Origin of the sequence: Lysobacter sp. GX 14042 (assembly GCF_021390425.1) — a bacterium.
GTDB lineage: Bacteria > Pseudomonadota > Gammaproteobacteria > Xanthomonadales > Xanthomonadaceae > Novilysobacter.
Window position 1 is genome coordinate 58,766 of the sequence record NZ_JAJUWY010000003.1, and the last position, 20,783, is coordinate 79,548.

Annotated in this window: 19 protein-coding genes; 5 read left to right on the top strand and 14 right to left on the bottom strand. The window is 71.9% G+C overall.

Translation table 11 applies throughout. From position 1 onward, the window contains the following. Window positions 1–4: 4 nt before the first annotated feature. A complete protein-coding gene (locus tag LY625_RS06480) occupies window positions 5–1,282 on the bottom strand; it encodes an acetyl-CoA C-acetyltransferase (protein WP_233738414.1) in 1,278 nt (425 codons plus the stop codon). A gap of 142 nt (window positions 1,283–1,424) precedes the next feature. On the opposite strand from LY625_RS06480, the gene LY625_RS06485 reads away from it, so the two are divergent. Continuing rightward, on the top strand, window positions 1,425–2,345 hold the full coding sequence (locus LY625_RS06485; RefSeq protein WP_233738416.1) for a hypothetical protein: 921 nt from the start codon (window positions 1,425–1,427) through the stop codon (window positions 2,343–2,345). Window positions 2,346–2,352: 7 nt separating this feature from the next. On the opposite strand, the gene LY625_RS06490 is transcribed toward LY625_RS06485, so the two are convergent. The 4 genes from LY625_RS06490 to LY625_RS06505 form a co-directional block, all read right to left on the bottom strand. Beyond that, a complete protein-coding gene (locus tag LY625_RS06490; RefSeq protein WP_233738424.1) occupies window positions 2,353–2,946 on the bottom strand; it encodes a superoxide dismutase family protein in 594 nt (197 codons plus the stop codon). Between the two features lie 83 nt (window positions 2,947–3,029). Next, window positions 3,030–4,451 carry a nitrogen regulation protein NR(I) gene (gene ntrC / locus LY625_RS06495; RefSeq protein ID WP_233738426.1) on the bottom strand — a complete coding sequence of 474 codons (1,422 nt, stop codon included), beginning with the start codon at window positions 4,449–4,451 and terminating at the stop codon, window positions 3,030–3,032. Next, window positions 4,448–5,506 (bottom strand): ATP-binding protein, encoded by a 1,059-nt coding sequence (locus tag LY625_RS06500; RefSeq protein ID WP_233738435.1) that lies wholly within the window; start codon window positions 5,504–5,506, stop codon window positions 4,448–4,450. The genes ntrC and LY625_RS06500 overlap by 4 nt, the downstream gene beginning before the upstream one ends. A gap of 96 nt (window positions 5,507–5,602) precedes the next feature. Further along, complete coding sequence (locus LY625_RS06505) at window positions 5,603–6,208, bottom strand: histidine phosphatase family protein (protein WP_233738437.1); 606 nt, start codon at window positions 6,206–6,208, stop codon at window positions 5,603–5,605. Between the two features lie 98 nt (window positions 6,209–6,306). Here LY625_RS06505 and LY625_RS06510 point away from each other — a divergent pair, with 98 nt between their 5' ends. Further along, window positions 6,307–7,383 carry a polysaccharide pyruvyl transferase family protein gene (locus LY625_RS06510; RefSeq protein WP_233738439.1) on the top strand — a complete coding sequence of 359 codons (1,077 nt, stop codon included), beginning with the start codon at window positions 6,307–6,309 and terminating at the stop codon, window positions 7,381–7,383. Then, the gene (locus LY625_RS06515) at window positions 7,380–8,771 is read left to right on the top strand and encodes a Coenzyme F420 hydrogenase/dehydrogenase, beta subunit C-terminal domain (RefSeq protein ID WP_233738446.1); all 1,392 of its coding nucleotides are present in this window, start codon (window positions 7,380–7,382) and stop codon (window positions 8,769–8,771) included. Before LY625_RS06510 ends, LY625_RS06515 begins: the two co-directional genes overlap by 4 nt. Window positions 8,772–8,825: 54 nt before the next feature. Here the strand turns inward: LY625_RS06515 and LY625_RS06520 are convergent, their stop codons facing one another. The 4 genes from LY625_RS06520 to glnA all read right to left on the bottom strand — a co-directional run bounded on the left by LY625_RS06520 (window position 8,826) and on the right by glnA (window position 13,519). Then, window positions 8,826–9,716, bottom strand: coding sequence for a hypothetical protein (locus LY625_RS06520; protein WP_233738456.1), 891 nt, complete (start codon window positions 9,714–9,716; stop codon window positions 8,826–8,828). Window positions 9,717–9,752: 36 nt separating this feature from the next. Next, window positions 9,753–10,637, bottom strand: coding sequence for a hypothetical protein (locus tag LY625_RS06525; RefSeq protein ID WP_233738458.1), 885 nt, complete (start codon window positions 10,635–10,637; stop codon window positions 9,753–9,755). A 40-nt stretch (window positions 10,638–10,677) separates the two neighbouring features. Then, entirely contained in the window at window positions 10,678–11,997 is a 1,320-nt protein-coding gene (locus LY625_RS06530) for an inositol-3-phosphate synthase (RefSeq protein WP_233738460.1), read from the bottom strand. A 112-nt stretch (window positions 11,998–12,109) separates the two neighbouring features. Continuing rightward, window positions 12,110–13,519: a type I glutamate--ammonia ligase gene (glnA, locus tag LY625_RS06535; RefSeq protein WP_233738462.1), complete on the bottom strand. Its 1,410-nt coding sequence runs from the start codon at window positions 13,517–13,519 to the stop codon at window positions 12,110–12,112. Between the two features lie 292 nt (window positions 13,520–13,811). Between glnA and LY625_RS06540 the strand changes: the two genes are divergently transcribed. Continuing rightward, window positions 13,812–14,603 (top strand): undecaprenyl-diphosphate phosphatase, encoded by a 792-nt coding sequence (locus tag LY625_RS06540; protein WP_233738464.1) that lies wholly within the window; start codon window positions 13,812–13,814, stop codon window positions 14,601–14,603. 52 nt (window positions 14,604–14,655) lie between these two features. Further along, window positions 14,656–15,465 (top strand): META and DUF4377 domain-containing protein, encoded by an 810-nt coding sequence (locus LY625_RS06545; protein ID WP_233738466.1) that lies wholly within the window; start codon window positions 14,656–14,658, stop codon window positions 15,463–15,465. Window positions 15,466–15,498: 33 nt separating this feature from the next. Here the strand turns inward: LY625_RS06545 and LY625_RS06550 are convergent, their stop codons facing one another. The 5 genes from LY625_RS06550 to LY625_RS06570 are packed head-to-tail and all read right to left on the bottom strand — an operon-like array spanning window position 15,499 to window position 20,614. Further along, complete coding sequence (locus tag LY625_RS06550) at window positions 15,499–16,128, bottom strand: YbhB/YbcL family Raf kinase inhibitor-like protein (RefSeq protein ID WP_233738467.1); 630 nt, start codon at window positions 16,126–16,128, stop codon at window positions 15,499–15,501. Between the two features lie 59 nt (window positions 16,129–16,187). Further along, entirely contained in the window at window positions 16,188–18,263 is a 2,076-nt protein-coding gene (locus LY625_RS06555; RefSeq protein ID WP_233738469.1) for a tetratricopeptide repeat protein, read from the bottom strand. A gap of 54 nt (window positions 18,264–18,317) precedes the next feature. After that, the gene (locus tag LY625_RS06560; protein ID WP_233738478.1) at window positions 18,318–19,307 is read right to left on the bottom strand and encodes an alpha/beta fold hydrolase; all 990 of its coding nucleotides are present in this window, start codon (window positions 19,305–19,307) and stop codon (window positions 18,318–18,320) included. A gap of 16 nt (window positions 19,308–19,323) precedes the next feature. After that, the gene (locus tag LY625_RS06565) at window positions 19,324–20,124 is read right to left on the bottom strand and encodes a lysophospholipid acyltransferase family protein (RefSeq protein WP_233738480.1); all 801 of its coding nucleotides are present in this window, start codon (window positions 20,122–20,124) and stop codon (window positions 19,324–19,326) included. A 40-nt stretch (window positions 20,125–20,164) separates the two neighbouring features. After that, window positions 20,165–20,614 (bottom strand): hotdog fold thioesterase, encoded by a 450-nt coding sequence (locus tag LY625_RS06570; protein ID WP_233738488.1) that lies wholly within the window; start codon window positions 20,612–20,614, stop codon window positions 20,165–20,167. Window positions 20,615–20,783 lie beyond the last annotated feature (169 nt).

Sequence of the window (20,783 nt, forward strand, 5' to 3'; positions counted from 1 at the left end):
GGGCCTAGCGCTCGAGGATTGCCACCACGCCCATTCCTCCGGCGGTGCAGATCGACACCAGGCAGCGGCCGCCCCCACGCACCTTCAGCTCCTTCGCCGCGGTGGCGACGATCCGCGCACCGGTCGCCGCGAACGGATGCCCGGTCGCCAGCGAGGAGCCGTTGGGGTTGATCTTCGACGGGTCGATCCGCCCCAGCGGGGCCTCCAGGCCCAGCCGGTTGCGGCAGTACTCCTCGCTCTCCCACGCCCGCAGGGTGCACAGCACCTGGGCGGCGAAGGCCTCGTGGATCTCGTAGAAGTCGAAGTCCTGCAGGCTCAGGCCGTTGCGCGCCAGCATCTGCGGCACGGCCACGGTCGGGGCCATCAGCAGGCCTTCGCCGTGGACGAAGTCGACCGCCGCCACCTGCACGTCGCGCAGGTGGCACAGCACCTCGTGGCCGTGCTCGGCGGCCCATTCTTCCGAGGCCAGCAGGCAGGCGGCGGCGCCGTCGGTCAGCGGGGTCGAATTGCCGGCGGTCAGCGTGCCGCGGCCGGAGGTCCGGTCGAAGGCCGGCTTGAGCGTCGCCAGCTTCTCCAGCGAGCTGTCCGGGCGCAGTACGTTGTCGCGCGAGACGCCGCGGAAGCTCACCACCAGGTCGTCGAAGAAGCCGCGCTCGTAGGCGGCCGCGAGCTTGAGGTGCGAGGACAGCGCCCACTCGTCCTGCGAGTCGCGGCTGATGTTCCACTGCTTGGCCATGTCCTCGCAGTGCTCGCCCATCGACTTGCCGGTGCGCGGCTCGGCCACGCCCGGGAACTCGGGCTTGAGCTCGCCCAGGCCGAAGCCGCGGAACTGCGCGAGCTTGGACTTCGGGTCCCTGGCGGCGTTGGCCGCCAGCAGGCGCCGGCGCAGCTCCTTGCCATAGACGATGGGCACGTCGGAGGTGGTGTCGCTGCCGCCGCCGATGCCGGCCTCGATCTGCCCGGTGGCGATCTTGGTGGCGATCGTGTTGATGGTGTCCAGCGAGGTGCCGCAGGCGCGCTGCAGGGTGATGCCGGGGGTCAGCGGCGACAGCCCCGACGACAGCGCCGCCTCGCGGCCCAGGTTCCAGTCCGAGGAGTGCTTGATCACCGCGCCCATGGCCACCTCGCCCAGCACCTGGCCGTGCAGCCCGTATTTCTCGACCAGCGCGCCGAGGGTACGCACCGACATCCCGAGGTTGCCGACGTCGGCGTAGGCGGTGTTCTGCCGGCAGAACGGGATTCGCACGCCGCCAAGGATGGCTACGGGGCGGACTGGACGCATCGGGTCACCTCGTGGTCGGCCGTTCGGGGCCGGGTGGGGATCGCGTGCCGCGGCGGCACTGCCCGGACGGGCATAATGGGCCGAGTGTAGCGCCGCCCCTGTGCGTCACCAAACGCCTGCGTACCGTCTGCGTCCCGAATCCATGCCCGCCACCGAAAACCTTCCTGCCGCGGATGCTCCGCGGGTGCTCGGCGCCCTGGCGCTGGAACTGACCGGCCTGTCCCCGGTGGGGCGCGACGCGCTGGCCCGGACCGAGGTGGAGACCCTCGCCGGCCTGGTCGCGCGCGACTTGGCCCGGCTGGCCCCCGAGGCCGCCTCGCTGGAGCTGGTGACGGTGGGCGCGCACTACGATCCGATCGAGCTGCTGCGCCCCGGCTGGCCGCTGCACGCGGAACTGGACCAGCTGGCGGCGCGCGCGCCGCGCGCCGGCATGGGCGCGGACCAGGGCCGGGTGATCGCCTTCGGCAGCCACGAAGGGCGCTTGCCCGGCGCGCTCTCGCCTTCCAGCGAGCATGCCGGCGGCCCGCTGCGGCTGATGCCGTTCCTGCTGGCGGGGGTGGAAGACACCGCCTCGCGGGTGTCGCGCCGGTTCGAAGAGGAACTGCTGGAAACCGGCATGGCCGGTGCGGGCACCGCGCTGGCGGCGCAGGAGGCCTTCGGCCTGCAGGTCGAGCACGCCCGCTACCTCACCGTGCACGACCTGCTGGCGATGACCGCGATGCAGTACGAACACGCCGGCCTCGCGCCGCTCTGGCCGGTGCTCGAGACGGCACTGCTGGCGCCGGCCGAAGAGGTCTGGCTGGACCAGGCGCCCGAGCCGCTGGTGCGCTTCCATGACGGCGAGGCACGCATCGCGATGTTCGATCCGGGCGCCTGGTACGACCGCTACGGCGATGGCGCCCCGCACCAGGCCGGGGCCGAGCGCGAACACCTGCGGCGGATGCACCAGCACTTCGAGGCCCGCCAGCGCCAGCTTGGCGCGGTGCTGGCGGCCCATGGCGTGCCGGTGACCTTCGTGCATTGCGGGCGCGGCGGGGATTGCCGCGCCCTGCTGTCGGGCTGAGTACGGCTTACGGGGCGGCCTTGATGATGCCGCAGGCGACCCGGTTGCCGGCGTCGCCGGTGGGCTGGCTGGTGTAGTCGTCGGCGCCGCCGTGGACGATCACCGCCTTGCCCAGCGCGTCGTTGGGCGCGCCGCCGCCAAGCACCACGCCCATCGCGTGCACGTCCACCCGCGCCACGCCGTTGGCATCGGCGACGATGTTGTCCATGTCGCCACCATGGTGGGCGCCCCGCCCGGCCCGGCCGTGCGGATTGCTGTGGGGATTGAAGTGCCCGCCGGCGCTGCTGGCGTCGGCCGCGCTGCAGTCGCCCTTCTCGTGGATGTGGATGGCGTGGGTGCTGTTGGGCGCCAGGCCGCCGACCTCGCCGGTGACGTGCAGCCCATCGCCCATCGCCATGACCCCCAGGGTGCCGCTGACCAGGCTGCCCGACGCCGAGGCGAGGTTCACCCGGGCGTTGTGCACGGTGGAGGCGGTCGCCATCCGCGGGCTGGCTTCGGCGGATGCCACGGCGGTGCTCGTGGTGGCGGTTTCCGGCGCGCTGGCGCAGGCCGCCAGGCCGGCCACGCCGGCGGCGACCATCAGGGTGCGGAAGGTCTTCATCGCGGTTTTCCTCGGTAGGTGGGGACAGTGGACCCGGGTGGGGACCACCAAAGCTAGCGCAGCACGCACGCCGGGGCAGTGAATCAGTCGCCCTGCTGGCGCCCGAGCTTGCGTCCGAGCGTGTTGCGGCCGATGCCCAGCCGCGCGGCGGCCTGGCTGCGGTGCCCCCCGGTGTGCTCCAGCGCGGCGGCGAATACCGCCTGCTCGAAGCGCTCCAGCGCGCGGGCATGCACGCCGGTGGCGCCCGACTGCAGCTGGGCCCGGATCCAGTCGGCCAGCGGGCGTTCCCAGGCAGGAGCAGCACCCTCCGGCGCGTCCGGGGCGGTGGCGCCGAGCGCGGCTTCGACCTGGGCGCGGTCCACCACTCCCCCCGGCGCGAGGGCGGCAAGGCGCCAGCACAGGTTCTCCAGCTCCCGCACGTTGCCCGGCCATGCATGTGCCTCCAGCCGCGCGGTCGCGTCCGCGTCCAGCCGCTTGGGCACGGTCCCGAAACGCTGCGCCGTCACGCCGAGGAAACGGCCGGCCAGCTCCGGCACGTCGCCGGGGCGTTCGCGCAGCGGCGGCAGGCGCAGGCGCACCACGTCCAGCCGGTGCAGCAGGTCCTCGCGGAAGCGGCCTTCGGCGACCAGCCGCCCGAGATCCTGATGGGTCGCGGCGATCACCCGCACATCGACCCGGATCAGCTCGCGGCCGCCGACACGGAAGAACTCGCCCTCCGCCAGCACCCGCAGCAAACGGGTCTGCAGGGCCAGCGGCATGTCGCCGATCTCGTCGAGGAACAGCGTGCCGCCGTGGGCCTGCTCGAAGCGCCCGGCGCGGCGGCGCACCGCGCCGGTAAAGGCGCCGACCTCGTGGCCGAACAGTTCGCTCTCCAGCAACTCGGCCGGGATCGCCGCGGTGTTGAGCGCCACGAATGGCTGCCGGGCACGCGGTGATTCGCGGTGCAGCGCCCGTGCCACCAGCTCCTTGCCGGTGCCGGTCTCGCCGGTGATCAATACCGACACCGGTGCCTGCGCCAGCCGCCCGATGGCCCGGAACAGCGCGCGCATCGGCGGCGAGCTTCCCAGCAGCGCGCCGTCGGCACGTGCCGGCGGCCGTTCCGCCGGCAACCCGGCACCGGCACCGGCACCGGCACCGGACGCGGCGAGCGTACGCCCGGCCAGCGCCACCGCATCATCGAGATCGAACGGCTTGGACAGGAACTCGCGTGCCCCGCCGCGGAACGCGCCCGCGGTGCTGGCCACGTCGGTCCAGGCGCTCATCACCACCACCGGCAGCTCCGGCAGCCGGTCGCGCAGGCGCCCGAGCAGCACGAGCCCGTCGTCGCCGGGCATGCGCACGTCGGTGAACGCCAGCTCCGGCGGCTCCTCGCCGGCCTGCAGGGCGCCCAGTGCCGCCGCGGCGCGATCGAAGGCCATGACCTGGTAACCCGCCTCGCGCAAGGCGGCCACCAGCACGTAGCGGACGCTGCGATCGTCATCGATGACCCAGATCCGTGCGCTCATGCCGGCCCGTCCGCAGGGGGGTGCTCCCGCGTGAACGGCAGCAGCAGGGTAAATACGGTGTGCCCCGGGCGCGAGCGCCACGCCAGCGAGCCCCGGTGCTCGCGCGCGACCTGCTGGGCCAGTGGCAGGCCCAGGCCGGTGCCCTCGGCGTGGCCGGTCACCAGCGGCAGGAAGATGCGCCCGGCCAGGTCGGCCGGCACCCCGCGCCCGTCATCGACCACCTCCAGCCGCAGCGCCAGTGGCCAGGCCTGGTCACCGATACGCAGCCCATGCTCGGCCCGGGTGCGCAGGACGACCCGGCCGGCGCCGGCCTGGATCGCGTTGCGCACCAGGTTCCACAGCGCCTGGACCAGCCGGTCGGCGTCGCCTTCCAGCTCGGGCAGGCTGGGGTCGTAGTCGCGTACCAGCCGCACCGCCCAGCCGGCGTCACTCTCGGCCAGGCGCAACACCCGTTCCAGCACCACGTGGATGTTCACCGGCGCCTGTGCGGCCGCGGCTTCCGGGTGCAGCAGCTGGTCGACCAGGGTCGCCAGCCGGCCCACCTCGTCCTCGATCAGGCCGACCAGTTCGCGTTCGCCGCCCGCCGCCCGCCGGCCCAGCAGCTGCGCGGCGCCCTTGAGGCCGGCGAGTGGATTGCGCAGCTCGTGCGCCAGGCCCTTCAGCGTCGCCGACAACGCCGACGGCAGCAGCAGCGCGGGGTCGTCGCCGGGAAACTCGTCCACCGGATGGGCCTCCACCAGCACACCGGCGTCCGTCATCGACAGCCACAGGTCGGCGAAACGCTCATCGGCTTCCGGGTGCCGAAGGTGCATCCGGCGCAGCCGCAGCGGGGCGGCATCCACGTGCAGGCGGGCCAGTGCCGCCTGCAGCCGGCCGGGTTCCTCCGCCTCGAGGTCCGGCAGCGGACGGCCAAGCAGGCGCCGCGCCCCCACCCCCAGCCAGCTGGCGAAGGCGGGATTGCAGCCGGCCAGCCGCCCGTCGCCACCGGTCCACGCCACCGGCGTTGCCAGGCTGTCGGACTCGGGTGCGGGCGGTGCGGGCGGTGCGGGCGGCATCTGCACCATGTTAGTGCGCGCCGGGCGGCGTGGGTTGGAACGCCGCGGGGCGCGACGGCGCGTGGATTCCCGCGTTCGCGGGAACGACGCAAGGGGTCACCCGAAGCGGCCGCGCCCGGTGTCGTTGACCGCCAGCACCTGCACCGCGTCATCGCCCACTTCGACGATGCTGACCGAACCCATGTCCACCACCAGGCGCAGCATCAGCTCCAGCGGCATGCCCAGGCAATGCGCCAGTGCCGCCCGGATCATGTCGCCATGGCTGACCACCACCACCGTCTGTCCCGGGTACTGGCAACGCAGCGCCTCCAGGCCGGCGACCACCCGGGCCTGGGCCTGGACCATCAACTCCCCGCCGGGGGCGCCGGAACAGCTGCGCAAGGCGTTGAAGCGGCGGAAGTGCGGGTCACCGTCCAGCGAGTCGAAGCGCCTGCCGGTCCAGTCGCCGGTGTCCAGTTCGAGGAATTCTTCACGGGTGCTGGTCCGCATCCCCAGTACGGTCGCGATGGGCGTCGCGGTCTGGACCGCGCGCTCCAGCGGACTGCTGCAGACCGCGGCGACCGGCACGCCGGCAAAGCGCGAGGCCAGCGCGGCGGCCTGGGCGCGCCCGGCCTCGTTGAGGTCGATGCCGGGACTGCGTCCGGCAAAGGAATGGCCGGAGACGTCGTTGGCGGCGTGGCGGATCAGGAAAAAACGGGTCATGGCAGGGTCCGTGGCGGCAACCGCCATTGTGGTGCGGCCATGGATGAGTGTCATGGCCATGACAGGCATGGCTCACACCGAGCCGGTTGGAGGCGCGCGTGCGGATCGGAGTACTGACGTTCCATCGCTGCATCAATTACGGCAGCTATTGGCAGACCCGCTGCCTGGTGGAGGGACTGCGGGCGCGCGGGCACGAGCCGCTGGTGATCGACCACGCCTCGCGGCGGGTCGACATCGCCGAGTGGAAGTGCGCCTTCCGGCCGACGCTTCCCGACCCGCCCGCCGAGGGCGACCATTTGCGCTACCGGACCAAGATCCATCATTTCGGCGAGGCGATCCGCGCCCTTCCGTTGTCGCCGCCGTATCCGCTCGACGGCCACGTCGAACCGGGCTGCGACCTGGTGGTGGTGGGCAGCGACGAGGTGTGGAACCTCGCCCACCCGTGGTACGGCGGATGCGGGCTGTTCTACGGCCAGGGGCTGCGGGCACCCCGCCTGGTGGCCTACGCGGCCAGCTTCGGCAACCAGGACGCGCAATGGGCGCTGGGCCCGGAACAGGCCGGCTGGCTTGCGGGTTTCGACCGCATCTCGGTCCGCGACGGCAACTCGGCGCGCATCGTGGAGGGCGCATTGGGACAGGCACCGGAACTGGTGCTCGACCCGTGCCTGCAGTTTCCACCCACCGCCGGGGCGATCGACGGCGCCGGCGACCCGGCGCAGCCGGAGGCGCGGTATCTCGCCCTGTATGGCCATGGCTTCTCCCGCGGGCTTTCCCTGCGGGTACGCGAGTGGGCGCGCCGGCGCGGCCTGCAGGTCGTCAGCATCGGCTACCGCAACGACTGGGCCGACCGGCAATGGCTCGACGCCGGGCCGCATGCCTTCGCCCGCTTCATGGCCGGCGCCGAGGCGGTGGTGACCAACTTCTTCCATGGTTGCGTGTTCGCGCTGCTCAACGCGCGGCCGTTCGTGTGCGAGCCGACCGCCTACCGCAGCAACAAGCTGCACGGACTGATGGAGACCGTCGGCGGCCAGCGCCACCTGCTGGAGCCGGATGCGGCCGGCGGCCAGCACCTGGAGGCGCTGCTGGGCCGGCCGCTGGAGGACGCCATCGGCGAGCGCATCGACGCGGCCCGGCTGCGCTCCAGCCGGTTCCTGGACCACGCGCTCGCCGCATGAGCCCCTCGGCGCAGGAAGACCCGGGCCCCGCCGACATCGTCCGCTCCGGACTGTGCATCGGCTGCGGCGCCTGCGCCGGGCTTGCACCTGCCGGGCGCGCCAGGATGGAGTTCGACGCACACGGCCTGCTGCGACCGCGTGCCGATGCCGGCTGGATGGCCACCGGGCCGCGCGGGTTTGCCGGGATCTGCCCGTTTTCCCCCCGCGCCGCCGACGAGGATGCGATCGCCGCCGATGTGTTCCCGGCGGCGCCCCGGCATGCGGCAAGCGTCGGGCGCTACGAATCGGCCTGGGTCGGGCACGCCGCCGAAGCCGACTTCCGGCTGCACGGCAGCTCCGGCGGACTGGTCAGCTGGGTCGCCTGCGAGCTGCTGGACAAGGGCCTGGTCGAAGCGGTCGTGCACGTGGTGCCCTGCGAAGAGCCACAAAAGGAAGGACGCTTCTTCGCCTACCGGATTTCGCGCACCCGCGGGCAGGTCAGGGACGGCGCGCAATCGCGCTACCACCCGATCGAGCTCTCGACGGTGCTGCGGGAGATCGCCGCGCAACCGGGCCGCTACGCGGTGGTCGGCATCCCCTGCTTCATCAAGGCCGTGCAGCTGCTGCGGCGCCACGAGCCGCTGTACCGCGAACGGATCGTCCACACCCTCGGGCTGTTCTGCGGACACATGAAGAGCGCGCGCTTCACCGAGAGCCTGGCGATGCAGATGGGCCTGCCGCGGGAGCGGGTGCGTGGCGTCGAGTACCGCCACAAGGCCGCCGACCGGCCGGCCAACTGGTACAGCAGCCGGCTGACCCTGGACGACGGCTCGCAGCCGACGCAGGACTGGTGGCACCTGGCCGATGGCGACTGGGGCGCGGGCTTCTTCATGGCCCCGGCCTGCAATTTCTGCGACGACGTGGTGGCCGAGACCGCCGACGTTTCCTTCGGCGATGCCTGGGTGGAGCCGCACTCGTCGGACTGGCGCGGGACCAACGTGATGCTGGTGCGCTCGCCGGTGATCGGCCGGCTGGTCGAACGGGCGCTGTCGGAAGGCCGGCTCTCGCTGGACGCAGTCGACGACGCCTACGTCGCCAACACCCAGGCGGCGGGGCTGCGCCAGCGGCGCGAGGGGCTGGCGTGGCGGCTGGCGCATCGCCGCCGCGGCCTGGTGCCACGCAAGCGGGTGGCGCCGGATGCGCGTTCGCCGGCCCCGCGGCGCCGGCTGGTCTACGCGATGCGCCAGGCGATCTCGGCCTGGAGCCACCGGATGTTCCGGCTGGCCCGGGCAAGTGGCCAGGCCTGGATCTACGTGGCCTGGGCGCGGGGGGCGGCCGCCACCTACCACGCGCTGGCGTACCACCGCGGCCGCTTGGGACGGCTGGTCGAGCGGCTGGGACTGCGCTGAGCGCCGGGCGCGCCAGGCGACCGACGCTGGACCGCGCCGGTCGACCGCGGCCGCTCACGCCCGCGAATGCGGGGAGGCAAAGCCGTGCGCGGCCAGCGCGGCCATGACCTGGTCGACCACCCCGGCCCAGTCGCCCGCCGCGCGCTGGCGGAACAGGCGCATGCCCGGATACCAGGGGCTGTCATCGCGCCCCTCCATCCAGCGCCAGTCCGGCTCGTGGTGCAACAGCACCCAAGTGGGCACGCCGAGCGCACCGCCGAGATGGGCGGGCATGGAATCGATGGTCACCAGCAGGTCCAGCGCCGACAGCACGCTGGCGTAGGCCGGTATCCCGAACTCGCCGGGGTACTCGCCGGTGCAGCCGTCCCAGCCGGCATCGCGGGCCTGCGGCTGGACGATCAACGCCCGCACGCCCGGCAGCCCGGCCAGCGGGGCGATCTGCCGGAAGTCCATCGACCGCGCCGGATTCCAGTCTCCGCCACGCCACACCAGGCCGATGCGCGGCCGGACGTCCGGGCCGGGCAGCCCATGTGGTTCGGCATGCAGGTAAGGCACCCGCCCGGGCAGGTCATCGGGCGTGCTGCGGAACACGTGGGCCAGCTCCATCAGTTCCACGTCGACGTCGTAGTCCACCTCCGCATCGCCGTCGTGCAGCGGCAGCAACCGGTCGATGCCGGGGACCTGCGCCAGCAGCGGCAGCAGGCCCGGCTGCGCCCACACGGCCACCTCGGCCGCACGCTGCGCGAGCAAGGGGACATAGCGGATGAACTGCAGGGTGTCGCCCAGCCCGTGATAGCAGCGCACCAGCACCCGCCGGCCCTCCAGCGGGGCCCCGGTCCACACGTATTGCAGGTGTCGCGGCAGATGGTGGCAGGGCCGGGCGGCGCGCGCCGGCAGCCCGGCATCGCCCACCTGCCAGGCCTGCTCCCATTCTCCGCGCCGCATGTGCCGCGTCCACGGGTCGTCCACCCCGCTCCTCCTTCAGGCGTAGCGGCGCATCATCTCGACGCAGAAGTCGGCGAAGCGCCGCGGGTCGCGCGGTGCGCTGGTGTGGTGCGGCTGGATGCCTTCGGATTCAGGGGTGAAGCAGAAGGTCGCGGTCACCTCGAAGCCGTCGAGCGCGGACACCATCCGGTCGAACCAGCGTTCGGCATCCGGCCGCAGCCAGTCCGCCCAGCTCAGGCCGGTGCGCACCCGGCGCACGCCCAGCCTGCGCAACCACGCCACCGCATCGTCGAGCCGGTGGTCCTCGAAGTGGAACCACTGGCACACCCCCATGTCCGGGGTGTACTCGTGGAATTGCCGCGCCGCCATCTTCGGCGTGCCGTCCTCGCGCAGCAGGCCCATGTGGAAGTGCCGGTAATAGGACGAGCCCTCGGCCTCGCGGTGGCGGGTGGTCGCCTCCCAGGCCTGCGGCAGGTCGTACAGGCTGTACCAGTAGATCCGGGGCACCCGCCCCAGCAGCAGTCCGGCGGTGCGGCGCAGGCCGAAATCCTGCACTTCCTCGGCGCCGAAGCTGGACACGCCGACCTCCGGAACCCACACCGGCAGCGGCGTCACCGCTTCGATCTCCGCCACCTTGTCCGGCCAGGAATCCAGCGGCCACAGGTTCCAGTCCAGCGGGAAGCCGTGCACGCCGACCGCATCCATGTCCCGCAGCGCACCGAACTCGTGCATGCGGCCGATGAAACCCGGGTCGATCGGCGAGATGCCTCCCAGTACCCGGGTGACATGCGGCGCCTGGGCCTTCACCGCTTCGGCGGCGAGCCCGACCATGTCCGCGTACAGCCGCCACTCGGGGTCGACCTCCATGTCCCAGTGCGATTTGTTGTTGGCCTCGTTCCAGAAAGTGACGGCTTCGATCATGCGTAGGTGAGCGCTCCCGGGATGTTTCCCGAAGTTGTGGTCAGGTCGTGGCGGCGTGGACGCGGACCGGGCCCGCCGCGGCGTCCTCCGCTGCCGGTGGGCGGTCCGCGATCGTGCGCAGGACCTCGTGCAGGCGGGCGAGCTGGCGGAACACGTCGTGTTCGGGCCGCGCGCCGCCGGCCACCTGCGGCGACTTGAAGTAGAACGACAGCCACTCCTGCACGCCCGCCATGCCGGCGCGCGAGGCCAGGTCGCCCAGCAACGCCAGGTCGAGCGCCACCGGCGCCGCCAGGATCGAGTCGCGGCACAGGAAGTTGATCTTGATCTGCATCCGGTAGCCGAGCCAGCCGAAGATGTCGATGTTGTCCCAGCTTTCCTTGTTGTCGCCGTGCGGCGGGTAGTAGTTGATCCGCACCTGGTGGTGCATGTCGCCGTACAGGTCCGGGTTGAGGTCCGGACGCAGGATGTCGTCGAGCACGCCGAGCTTGGAGACTTCCTTGGTGCGGAAGTTCTCCGGGTTGTCGAGCACGTAGCCGTCGCGGTTGCCCAGGATGTTGGTCGAGTACCAGCCGCGGATCCCCAGAGCGCGGGCCTGCAGCCCGGGCGCGAGGATCGTCTTCATCAGGGTCTGGCCGGTCTTGAAGTCCTTGCCCCCGATCGGCACCCGGCAGCGCTCGGCCAGTTGCACCAGCGCCGGCACGTCGCAGGCCAGGTTGGGCGCGCCGTTGAGGAACGGCACGCCGGAGCGGATCGCGGCGTAGGCGTAGACCATGGATGGCGCGATCGCCGGATCATCGTCCTCGAGCCCCTGCTCGAAGGCGTCGATGTCCTGGTGCACCAGCGAGGCCTGCGTGTAGACCTCGGTGGAGGCGCACCAGACCATCACCGCGCGCTCGCAGCCGTTCGCCGCGATGAAGCCGGCGATGTCGTCCATCAACGCACGCGCGAGCGCGGCCTTGTTTTTCCCGGACTTGACGTGGCTTCCATGCAGGTTGGGAACGAAGGCCGGGTCGAACACCGCCGGCATCGGCCGGATCTGCTCCAGCTCGCCACGGATCGCCCGCAGCGGCGCGTCCTCGAGCACCGCCGCCTTGCGCGCGGACTCGTAGACGTTGTCGGGGTAGATGTCCCAGCCGCCGAACACCAGCTGGTCGAGACCGGCAAGCGGCACCGCCTCGGCGATGCGGACCGGGCGCCCGTCCGTGCCCGGCATGCGCCCCATCTGGGTCAGCGAGCCCACCGGCTCGGCCAGCTGGCGCCGGACCGACACCACGCCCGCGATGAGCGTGGTGGCGACGGCGCCCAGGCCGGGCATCAGTACCGCGAGCCGGCCCCGCGCCGGTTGGATCGTCTGCTCCATTGCTTCGCCTCCTGCGGGAAGGAACAAAGCATGAATGCGCATGGGGTGTTGCGAGGGTGAAGGCGCTCTTGCGGGTGGAACACTGGTTCCGGTGGGAGCGGCGCCGCGGCCGTCAGGTCGCGTAGTACATCTGGTACTCGAGCGGGTGCGTCGCCGCGCGGAACGCGGTGACCTCCTTCATCTTCAGCCCGATGTAGGCATCGATGAAGTCGTCGGTGAACACCCCGCCGGCCTTGAGGAACTCGCGGTCGCCGTCGAGCGCCTCCAGCGCCTGGTCGAGCGAGGCGCAGACCGTGGGAATGCCCTTCTCCTCTTCCGGCGGCAGGTCGTAGAGGTCCTTGTCGCTGGGCGGGCCCGGGTCGATCTGGTTCCGGATGCCGTCCAGGCCGGCCATCATCAGCGCGGCGAAGGTCAGGTAGCCGGACTGGATCGGGTCGGGGAAGCGCATCTCGATGCGCCGCGCCTTGGGGTTGGTGACGTAGGGGATGCGGCAGGAGGCGGAGCGGTTGGAGGCCGAGTAGGCCAGCATCACCGGCGCTTCGTAGCCGGGCACCAGGCGCTTGTAGCTGTTGGTGCCGGCATTGCTGAAGGCGTTGATGGCGCGGGCATGGCGGAAGACGCCGCCGATGTACCACAGCGCGGTCTGGCTCAGCCCGCCGTAGCCGTCACCGGTGAACAGGTTGACCCCGCCCTTGGCCAGGCTCTGGTGCACGTGCATGCCGCTGCCGTTGTCGCCGACCAGCGGCTTGGGCATGAAGGTCGCGGTTTTGCCGTTGCGGTGGGCGACGTTCCTGACCACGTACTTGAGCATCTGCAGCTCGTCGGCCTTGCGCACCAGCGAGTTGAAGCGCGCGCCGATCTCGCACTGCCCGGCGTTGGCGACCTCGTGGTGGTGGACCTCGACCTCGATGCCCAGTGCCATCAGCACCTTGCACATCTCGGCGCGGATGTCGTGCAGCTGGTCGAGCGGGGCCACCGGGAAATAGCCGCCCTTCACCCCGGGGCGGTAGCCGGTATTGCCGCCCTCGTACTCGCGCCCGGAGTTCCACGCCGCCTCTTCGGAGTCGACGTGGAAGAAGGTATGGCCCATGTCGTTGGCGTAGCGCACCGAGTCGAAGATGAAGAACTCCGGCTCCGGGCCGAAGAACGCCTGTTCGGCGATGCCGCTGGACTTGAGGAAAGCCTCGGCCCGGCGGGCGATGCCGCGCGGGTCGCGGTTGTAGGCCTGCATGGTCTGCGGATCGAGGATGTCGCAGGTCAGCACCAGCGTCGGGTCGGCGGTGAACGGGTCGACGAAGGCGGTTTCCGGATCCGGCAGCAGGACCATGTCGGAATTCTGGATGCCCTTCCATCCGGGCATCGAGGAGCCATCGAACATCCGTCCGTCCTCCAGCAGCGCGTCGTCGACGATCGAGGCCGGGAAGCTCACGTGGTGCCAGACCCCGCGCATGTCGGTGAAGCGCAGGTCGATGAACTCGATGCGGTGGTCGTTGATGAGGCGGGTGAGGTTTTCGGTGCTCATGGGTGTCGGCCGGAAGTGTGAGGGATTGCAACGGATGTAGCAGGCGGCATGCCAGGCACACCACCGCGTAAGTTGGCGGCACGGTCCTCAGCCAAGCCGTTGATTCCACGGGCCGTGTCGCGAGGACAGGGTACCCCCGGTGGTGAAGCCCGCGACACGGCCGCACCGGAATGGTGCAGCCGCACCCCGGAATGCCCGCGTCTGGCGCAGCAGGGCGCTGATATCCTTCCGCGTCACGCGCTGCGGCGGCCGCCGCCCGGTGCCTCCTTCCTTCCTGCTGCCGTCCGTGCCCATGCCTGACTACCTCGCCGCGCTCCTGCTCGGCATCCTCGAGGGCCTCACCGAGTTCCTTCCCGTTTCCAGCACCGGCCACCTGCTGATCGCACAGCACTGGCTGGGCGCGCGCTCGGACCTGTTCAACATCATCATCCAGGCCGGGGCGATCCTGGCGATCACGCTGGTGTTCCGGCAACGGCTGTGGTCGCTGGCCACCGGGCTGGGCGAGCGCGCCAACCGCGACTACCTGGCCAAGCTGGCGCTGGCGTTCGCCGTCACCGCGGCGGTCGGGCTGCCGGTGCGGCTTGCCGGCTGGGAGCTGCCGGAAACGATCTCGCCGGTGGCGTGGGCGCTGATCCTGGGGGGAGCGTGGATGCTCATCGCCGAGCGCATCGCGCGCCGGCGGCCGGACTCCGTGCACATCACCTGGACGGTGGCGGTCCTGGTCGGCCTGGCCCAGGTGGTGGCGGGCGTATTCCCCGGCACTTCGCGTTCGGCGGCGGCGATCTTCATGGCGATGATCGCCGGCAGCGGGCGCTCGACCGCGACCGAGTTCGTGTTCCTGGTGGGCATCCCCACCATGTTCGCCGCCAGTGGCTACGCGCTGGTCGAGCACCTGCTTGCCTCCGGCACCGGCGGCGAGGCCTGGGGCGAAATGGCGCTGGCCTTCGTCGCGGCCAGCGCCACCGGGTTCATCGCGGTGCGATGGCTGCTGGGCTACATCAAACAGCACGAGTACACACCGTTCGCGGTATACCGCATCGTGCTCGGCGTGATCCTGCTGGCCTGGTTGCCGATCGGCGATTGAAGGCCCCGCAACGCAACGCCGCGCCCTGCCTTCCAGCAACCGAGGACTGCCCATGTCACGCAAGCTCCCGCTCGCCCTTCCCGCCCTGCTTGCCGCCGCCGTGGCCGGCTGCACTGCCACCGGTGGCGCGGCCCTTGGGGGGGAGCCGGTGACAGACGCCCCGGATGCCGTACTGACCGGCCACAGCTGGGTGCTGGAGGAGGCCACCGGTGCGGACGGGGCGCGCCTGGCGGCGCTGTTTCCGGACGACGACCACCGGCTGAGGATGGTGCTCGACGAGGACCGGATCGGGGTTTCCGGCGCCTGCAACCGTGCGTCCGCCGGGTACCGGCTGCAGCCCGGCGGCACGCTGGAGGTGGGCGAGATGGCTTCCACGCTGATGGGTTGCCCGGAGCCGTTGATGCGCGCCGACCGTGCCATCCACGACCTGCTCGCCGCCGGCCCGCTCCAGCTGCGCATCGAGGCCACGGCCCCGCCGCGGCTGGTGCTGGAGTCCGCCGACGGCACGCGCTCACTGTGGACCGGTGAGCCGACCGCGGAGACCCGCTACGGCGGGCCGGGCGAGTTGATGTTCCTGGAAGTCGCGCCCGCCAAGGTCGCCTGCAACCATCCGCTGATCGCCGGCCACCAATGCCTGCAGGTCCGGGAGCTGCACTACGACGCATCGGGCATCCGCCAGTCACCGCCGGGGGGATGGCAGCCGCTGTACGCGCAGATCGAGGGCTTCGAGTTCGTCGAAGGCGAGCGCAAGGTGCTGCGGGTGAAGCGCTTCACCCCGGAGCGGGTACCGGCGGACGCGCCGGCCGTGGCCTACGTGTTGGACATGGTGGTCGAGGCCGAACGGATGGCGCCGGCCCCGTAACGGCGGACCGGCGGCCACCCCGCGCGGAACGGCTTACCCGGCCGCCAGGTCCGGATGCAGCGAGTACTGCCCGTGCACCTGGGCCTCGGCCAGCACGTGGCCGTGCAGCGCACGTAGCAGGTCGCCGCCGGTGAAGCGGTCCGGCAGCTCCGGCAGCGGGGTATCCAGCGCGAACAGGCGGAAGAAGTAGCGGTGGACCAGCAGGTCGTTGGGCGGCGGGAACGGACCGTCATAGCCCCACCAGTCGCCGGCCAGCGCTTCGTCGCCGGCGAACCAGCCGGTGAAGTCGTTCAGGCCCTGGCGTCCACCTCCGGGGCCTTCCGCCCGTTCCTTGCCTCCCGTGCTGACGCCGGCGCTGAAGGCCCCCTCGGCGATCTCGCGCAGGTCGGCCGCGATCCCCGCCACCGCCCAGTGGCAGAAGTGGGTGCGCGGCAGCGCGGCGGGGATCTGCACGCCTTCCTTGCCGGCCAGCTCGGGCCGGGTCGGCGCATCGGGATCCAGGCACAGCAGGGCGAATGACCGGGTGCCCTCGGGCACCCCGTCCCATGCCAGGTGCGGGTTGCGGTTGGGCCCGAAGCCCACCTCGCCCGCGCTGCGTTGCCCGGCGCAGTACCGCGCCGGGATCGCACCACCGTTGCTGAAACTGTCACTGCGGATCTGCATGGCTGCTCCTGATGTACCGGGACCGGTCCGAGTCTGCCAGAGCCGGTCCCGGGAGCGCTTCAGTCCGCCGGGTACCCGAGCCGCTGCGCCACCGGCGCCAGCATTGCGAACGGACCCTCGAGGGCCTCGGCATAGGCGCGCCAGTGGCCGGAGGGCAAGCGCCGGCTGCCCAGCTGGTTCGCCGGTACCGCGCCGACCTGTACGCCCATGGCATCGGACAGTGCGGCGGCGATGGCCGCCGGGTCTTCCTCGATGCCGTCGAGCCGGACCAGCCGGTGCGGGTACAGGTCCCCCTCGTGCAGCTCGGCCACCTGTTCCAGCAGTCCGGCGAGCCACTGCGCGGCGGCCTCGATGCTTTCCATCGCGTAGGGCGCCGCCGAGCCCCAGGCCAGCCAGTCCAGCAACATGTCGCGCGGATCGCGCAGCGCCACCAGCAGCAGGCCTTCGGGCAGGTGCGGCCGCAACGCGTGCAACACGGCGTTGTCCCACAACAGCAGCAGGTCGATCACCGGCGCGCCCGGCTGCACCCCGCGTGCGGGCAGCGCCTGTCGCCATTGCTCGACCATCGCCGCGGGATCGGCGGTGCCGCCGAGCAGCTCGTCGGCGCTCCGGAAGCGCTGCAGGAAATCATGGGGTGGTTGTGGGCCGAAGCGGTCGGACCTGATGGGTGCGCGCACCAGCGAGAGATTGGTCGCCAGGCGTTCGAACAGGCTCCCCGGCGCGCCCCACAGCAGGACCGTCAGCGGGGCGTCTGCCGGGGGCTGCGCCAGTGCGGGGAGATCCGGGCCGCCACGGCCGCGGGGCGGCAGCGGGAAGCGCGTGGAGGCGACCTCGGCATGCAGCTCCGCCCAGGTGGCGGCGGCGGTGGCGGGATCACCCGCCAGATCCAGGGTACGGCCGAGCATCCGCCGCAGGTCGCGGCGCGCCTGCTCGCTGCCGGCCGCCGAAACCATGCCTTCGACGTGCTCGACCGCCGCCTGCGGATCGGTTTCCAGCAGCGCATCGATGACCCTCGTCTGCGCCGGCATGTACTCCGGGTCGATTCCTATCACCTTGCGCGCCAGCGCAGCGGCCTGCTCGCGCTCGCCGTGGGCGTCATGGATGGTGATCGCCGCCATCAACGCGGGCACGGACTCCGGCTCGGCCACTCGCCAGCGCTCGACCACCGCGCGGGCGCCGTCGCCGGCGAACGGCTCGAACACCAGCCGCGCACGCCACAGTTCGACATGCTGCGGGTTCGCCTCCAGCAGCGCATCCAGGGTGCGGTTGGCCTCATCGGCGGCGCCCAGCCGGCGCCAGGCCTCGACCATCGCCGAGATGGTCCGCGGATCGGCCGGCTGCTCCCGCAACGCCTGCAGCAGATGCTCGCGGGCCTGGGCGTCGCGGCCGGCGCCAAGCGCCAGCTCACCCACCAGCCGTCGCAGCGCGGGGCTGGCGTCGGAACGCGACAGCAAGGGCTGCAGCTCGTCGACCGCATCGCCGGGCCGGCCCTGGCGGGCCATCAGCTGGGCGAGCAGGATCCGCAGCGACAGCGAATCGGGCTGCTTCTCGCGCAAGCGGCGGAAGACCTGCTCGGCGAAGGCATGGTGGCCGGCACCGAGATAGGCGAAGCCCAGCGAATGCTGCAGCACCGCGTCGTCGGGATCGCGGCGGGTGGCGGCGGTCAGGATCGACAGCGCGCGGTCGGCATCGCCCCGGCGCAGGGCCAGGGTGCCTTCCAGGGCCGCGATCTGGGGATGGTCGGGCACGATGCGCGCGGCGGTACGGGTCAGGCGTTCGGCCTCCTCGAGGTCACCGCGTCCCAGTGCCAGCTGCGCCTGCAGTGTGTAGGCCGGGAACATGTTCGGGTCCAGCCCGGAACTGCGTGCCAGCGCCTGCTCGGCCTCGTCCAGCTGGCGGTTGCGCACCAGCGCCGCGGCGCGCTCCAGGTGCAGGTCGGCGCTCTCCGGATCCAGGGCGATCGCCGCGTCGATTGCCTCCAGCGACGCGGGCAACTGTCCCGCCAGTCGCAGCGCGGCCGCCAGCATCCGGTGCGCCTGCGCATCCTGCGGCTGTTGCGCCACCGCCTCGCGGGCGGCGGCGAGCGCCTCGTCTGCAGCGCCGCGGCGCAGTGCGTCGGTGATGTTCTCGTACATGCGGTTCCCGGAAGTGACGGCCAACGCGCGATTGTAGCCGCTGCGCCTCCGCGCTCAGGCCGCCGGCGTCCGCGCCAGCCGGTCGGCCATCCAGCGCTCGCCGAACCCGTTGAGCGCGGCATCCTCGACGAAGCCGCAATGCCCGCCCCAGGGGGAGATCTCGAGCCGGCAGCCGGGCGGCAGCTCCAGGTCCGCGAAATCCTCCACCGGGATCACCGGATCGTCGGCGGCGGTCAGCAGGCTGGCCGGCACCTGGAGCCCGGCGAGGCGTCCACCGGCAATCGAATATCCGTCGAAGTAGCGATCCAGTGTGCCGAAGTCGGTGTTGCGCTCGACCAGCCAGCGGGTGAGTTCGCGCATGCGCTGGGCCAGCACGCGGTCATCGAAGCCGTGCAACTGCGGGTACAGCTCGCGCTTGCGGCGCAGCGAGGCGCGCCACCTGTTCTCGAAGTGGCGCAGGTAGGGCGGGAAGCCCTGCTCCATCGCGTCCATGGTCCGGGCCGGGTCCAGCAGCGGACAGACCACCGCGACCTGCGACAGCGCCAGCCCGGCGGCGGGCGCGCGCAGCGCCAGGCGCAACGCGAAGTTGCCGCCCAGCGAGTAGCCGCCGACCGCCATCGGGCCGCTGCCCAGCCGGTTCGCGAGGTCGCGGGCGGCGCCGACGACCTCGTCGATCAGGTTGGAATGGAACAGGCCCTCGTTGAGTTCGTGGGTCGCCCCGTGGTCACGGAAGTTGAGCCGGAACACCTCGTACCCGGCCTGCAGCAGCTTCGCCGCCGCCAGCCTCATGTAGGTCGACTCGGCGCTGCCTTCCCAGCCATGCAGCAACAGCACCAGCCCATGCGGCTGGCCACGCGCCGGCACGCTGTGCAGCCCGAGCAGGCGCACTCCGCCACCGCCGTCCAGGATCAGTTCGCGGGTGCGCGGCGCCATCTCCAGCAGCTGGCGCGCGCCGCGCCGGCCGCGCAGCGGGGAGCTTCCCAGCACCGTCTGCAGGTGCCGGTTGCGCAGCCAGACGGGGGGAAGGAAGTCGGCCGCGGTCAACACTGCCCGGCTTCCCTCAGCCTTCCATCACCTGGACGATGCGGCTGCGGGCCAGCTCGGCGATCCGCCGCCGGCCCTCCGCCATGCCCGGGGGGATGGGTTCCAGGAAGTGCACCTCGACCACCCTCCCCGGCTCGCCCAGCAGGCGCAGGAAGTTGGACAGGAAATTCTCGCCGCGAGCGAACGCGACGACCGTTTGCGCGCTGCCGCCCTTGCCGTAACGCAGGGCGACCGGCTGCACCGGGACCCCGGCCTCCACCGCGGCCAGGAAGATGCGCGCATGGAACGGTCCCACCTGGTCGCCCGCGCGGGTACCGCCCTCGGGGAACACGCCCACCGCCTGGCCGGCGTTGAGCCGGGACCGCATCTCGCGCAGCACCCCGCCCAGCGACTCGGTGTTGCCCCGGGCGTGGAAGATGGTGCCGGCGCGCTCGGCCATCCAGCCCACCAGTGGCCAGCCGCGGATCTCGCGCTTGGCGACGAAACCCACCATCCGCTGGCTGTGCAGGGAGACGATGTCGAGCCAGGTCACGTGGTTGGCGACGAACATCACCCCGCCGGGCAATGGCGTGCCGGTACGCTGGCTGCGCATGCCGAACACCCGCAGCAGGCCTGACGACCAGGCCCGCACCAGACGGTCGTGCAGCGGCTCGCCGTTCCAGCGCAGGTTGCGGGTGGGCGGGGTGATCAGCAGCAGCACCACCGGCAGGTCGACCAGCAGGTGCCACGCCAGCAACGGCACCCGGTACAGGTAGCGGAGGGCGCGCGCCAGCGGCGACGGGCGCGCCGTGGCGCCGGCGGAAGTCGGCGCGTTCATGGGCACCGAAGATACCAGTGCCGATGACCGGAATGACGGCTCAGGCCGGTGTTCCGGCCACCACCGCGAGGGTCAGCCGCGAGATGCAGCACAGCCGGTCGCGCTCGTCGTGGATGCGGATCTCCCACACCTGGGTGCGTCCGCCGATGTGGACCGGGTGGGCGGTGCCGGTGACCTGGCCCCCGCGCACGGCGCGCACATGATTGGCGTTGATCTCCAGGCCCACGCATACCTGGCCCGGCGGGACGCAGAGGTTGCCGGCGCTGCTGCCCAGCGTCTCGGCCAGCAGGACCGAGGCACCGCCATGCAGCAGGCCATACGGCTGGAGGGTGCGCTGGTCGACGGGCATCGTGGCCTGCAGCCAGTCATCGCCCGCGGCGGTGAAAACGATGCCCAGTGCCTCGATCGCAGTGCCGCGCGAGAGCGCATTGAGCGTGTGCAGTTCGGGCCGCGTGGTGAACCTGCGGCGTTCAGGGGTGGCGGGTTCCATCCGGCCACCATACCGCCGGGTCAGCGGACGCGGAACCGCATCGTCCGCTGGCGCGAGACGGGCTGGGGAGCATAGCCGTGCAGGTAGCCCTGGCTGCGGGCCCGGCGGCGGGGCGCGACGCCTGGAGCGGTGGGGGAAAGAGTGGTGGCTGCGGTTGACTGGACCAGGG

What these genes read in the sequence shown, in the direction of transcription:
- LY625_RS06570 (WP_233738488.1), bottom strand. Translation starts at nt 20,614, where the DNA reads ATGGAACCCGCCACCCCTGAACGCCGCAGGTTCACCACGCGGCCCGAA.
- ntrC (WP_233738426.1), bottom strand. Translation starts at nt 4,451, where the DNA reads ATGAGCGCACGGATCTGGGTCATCGATGACGATCGCAGCGTCCGCTAC.
- LY625_RS06525 (WP_233738458.1), bottom strand. Translation starts at nt 10,637, where the DNA reads ATGATCGAAGCCGTCACTTTCTGGAACGAGGCCAACAACAAATCGCAC.
- LY625_RS06555 (WP_233738469.1), bottom strand. Translation starts at nt 18,263, where the DNA reads ATGTACGAGAACATCACCGACGCACTGCGCCGCGGCGCTGCAGACGAG.
- glnA (WP_233738462.1), bottom strand. Translation starts at nt 13,519, where the DNA reads ATGAGCACCGAAAACCTCACCCGCCTCATCAACGACCACCGCATCGAG.
- LY625_RS06550 (WP_233738467.1), bottom strand. Translation starts at nt 16,128, where the DNA reads ATGCAGATCCGCAGTGACAGTTTCAGCAACGGTGGTGCGATCCCGGCG.
- LY625_RS06500 (WP_233738435.1), bottom strand. Translation starts at nt 5,506, where the DNA reads ATGCCGCCCGCACCGCCCGCACCGCCCGCACCCGAGTCCGACAGCCTG.
- LY625_RS06545 (WP_233738466.1), top strand. Translation starts at nt 14,656, where the DNA reads ATGTCACGCAAGCTCCCGCTCGCCCTTCCCGCCCTGCTTGCCGCCGCC.
- LY625_RS06490 (WP_233738424.1), bottom strand. Translation starts at nt 2,946, where the DNA reads ATGAAGACCTTCCGCACCCTGATGGTCGCCGCCGGCGTGGCCGGCCTG.
- LY625_RS06530 (WP_233738460.1), bottom strand. Translation starts at nt 11,997, where the DNA reads ATGGAGCAGACGATCCAACCGGCGCGGGGCCGGCTCGCGGTACTGATG.
- LY625_RS06520 (WP_233738456.1), bottom strand. Translation starts at nt 9,716, where the DNA reads ATGCGGCGCGGAGAATGGGAGCAGGCCTGGCAGGTGGGCGATGCCGGG.
- LY625_RS06485 (WP_233738416.1), top strand. Translation starts at nt 1,425, where the DNA reads ATGCCCGCCACCGAAAACCTTCCTGCCGCGGATGCTCCGCGGGTGCTC.
- LY625_RS06565 (WP_233738480.1), bottom strand. Translation starts at nt 20,124, where the DNA reads ATGAACGCGCCGACTTCCGCCGGCGCCACGGCGCGCCCGTCGCCGCTG.
- LY625_RS06505 (WP_233738437.1), bottom strand. Translation starts at nt 6,208, where the DNA reads ATGACCCGTTTTTTCCTGATCCGCCACGCCGCCAACGACGTCTCCGGC.
- LY625_RS06515 (WP_233738446.1), top strand. Translation starts at nt 7,380, where the DNA reads ATGAGCCCCTCGGCGCAGGAAGACCCGGGCCCCGCCGACATCGTCCGC.
- LY625_RS06540 (WP_233738464.1), top strand. Translation starts at nt 13,812, where the DNA reads ATGCCTGACTACCTCGCCGCGCTCCTGCTCGGCATCCTCGAGGGCCTC.
- LY625_RS06480 (WP_233738414.1), bottom strand. Translation starts at nt 1,282, where the DNA reads ATGCGTCCAGTCCGCCCCGTAGCCATCCTTGGCGGCGTGCGAATCCCG.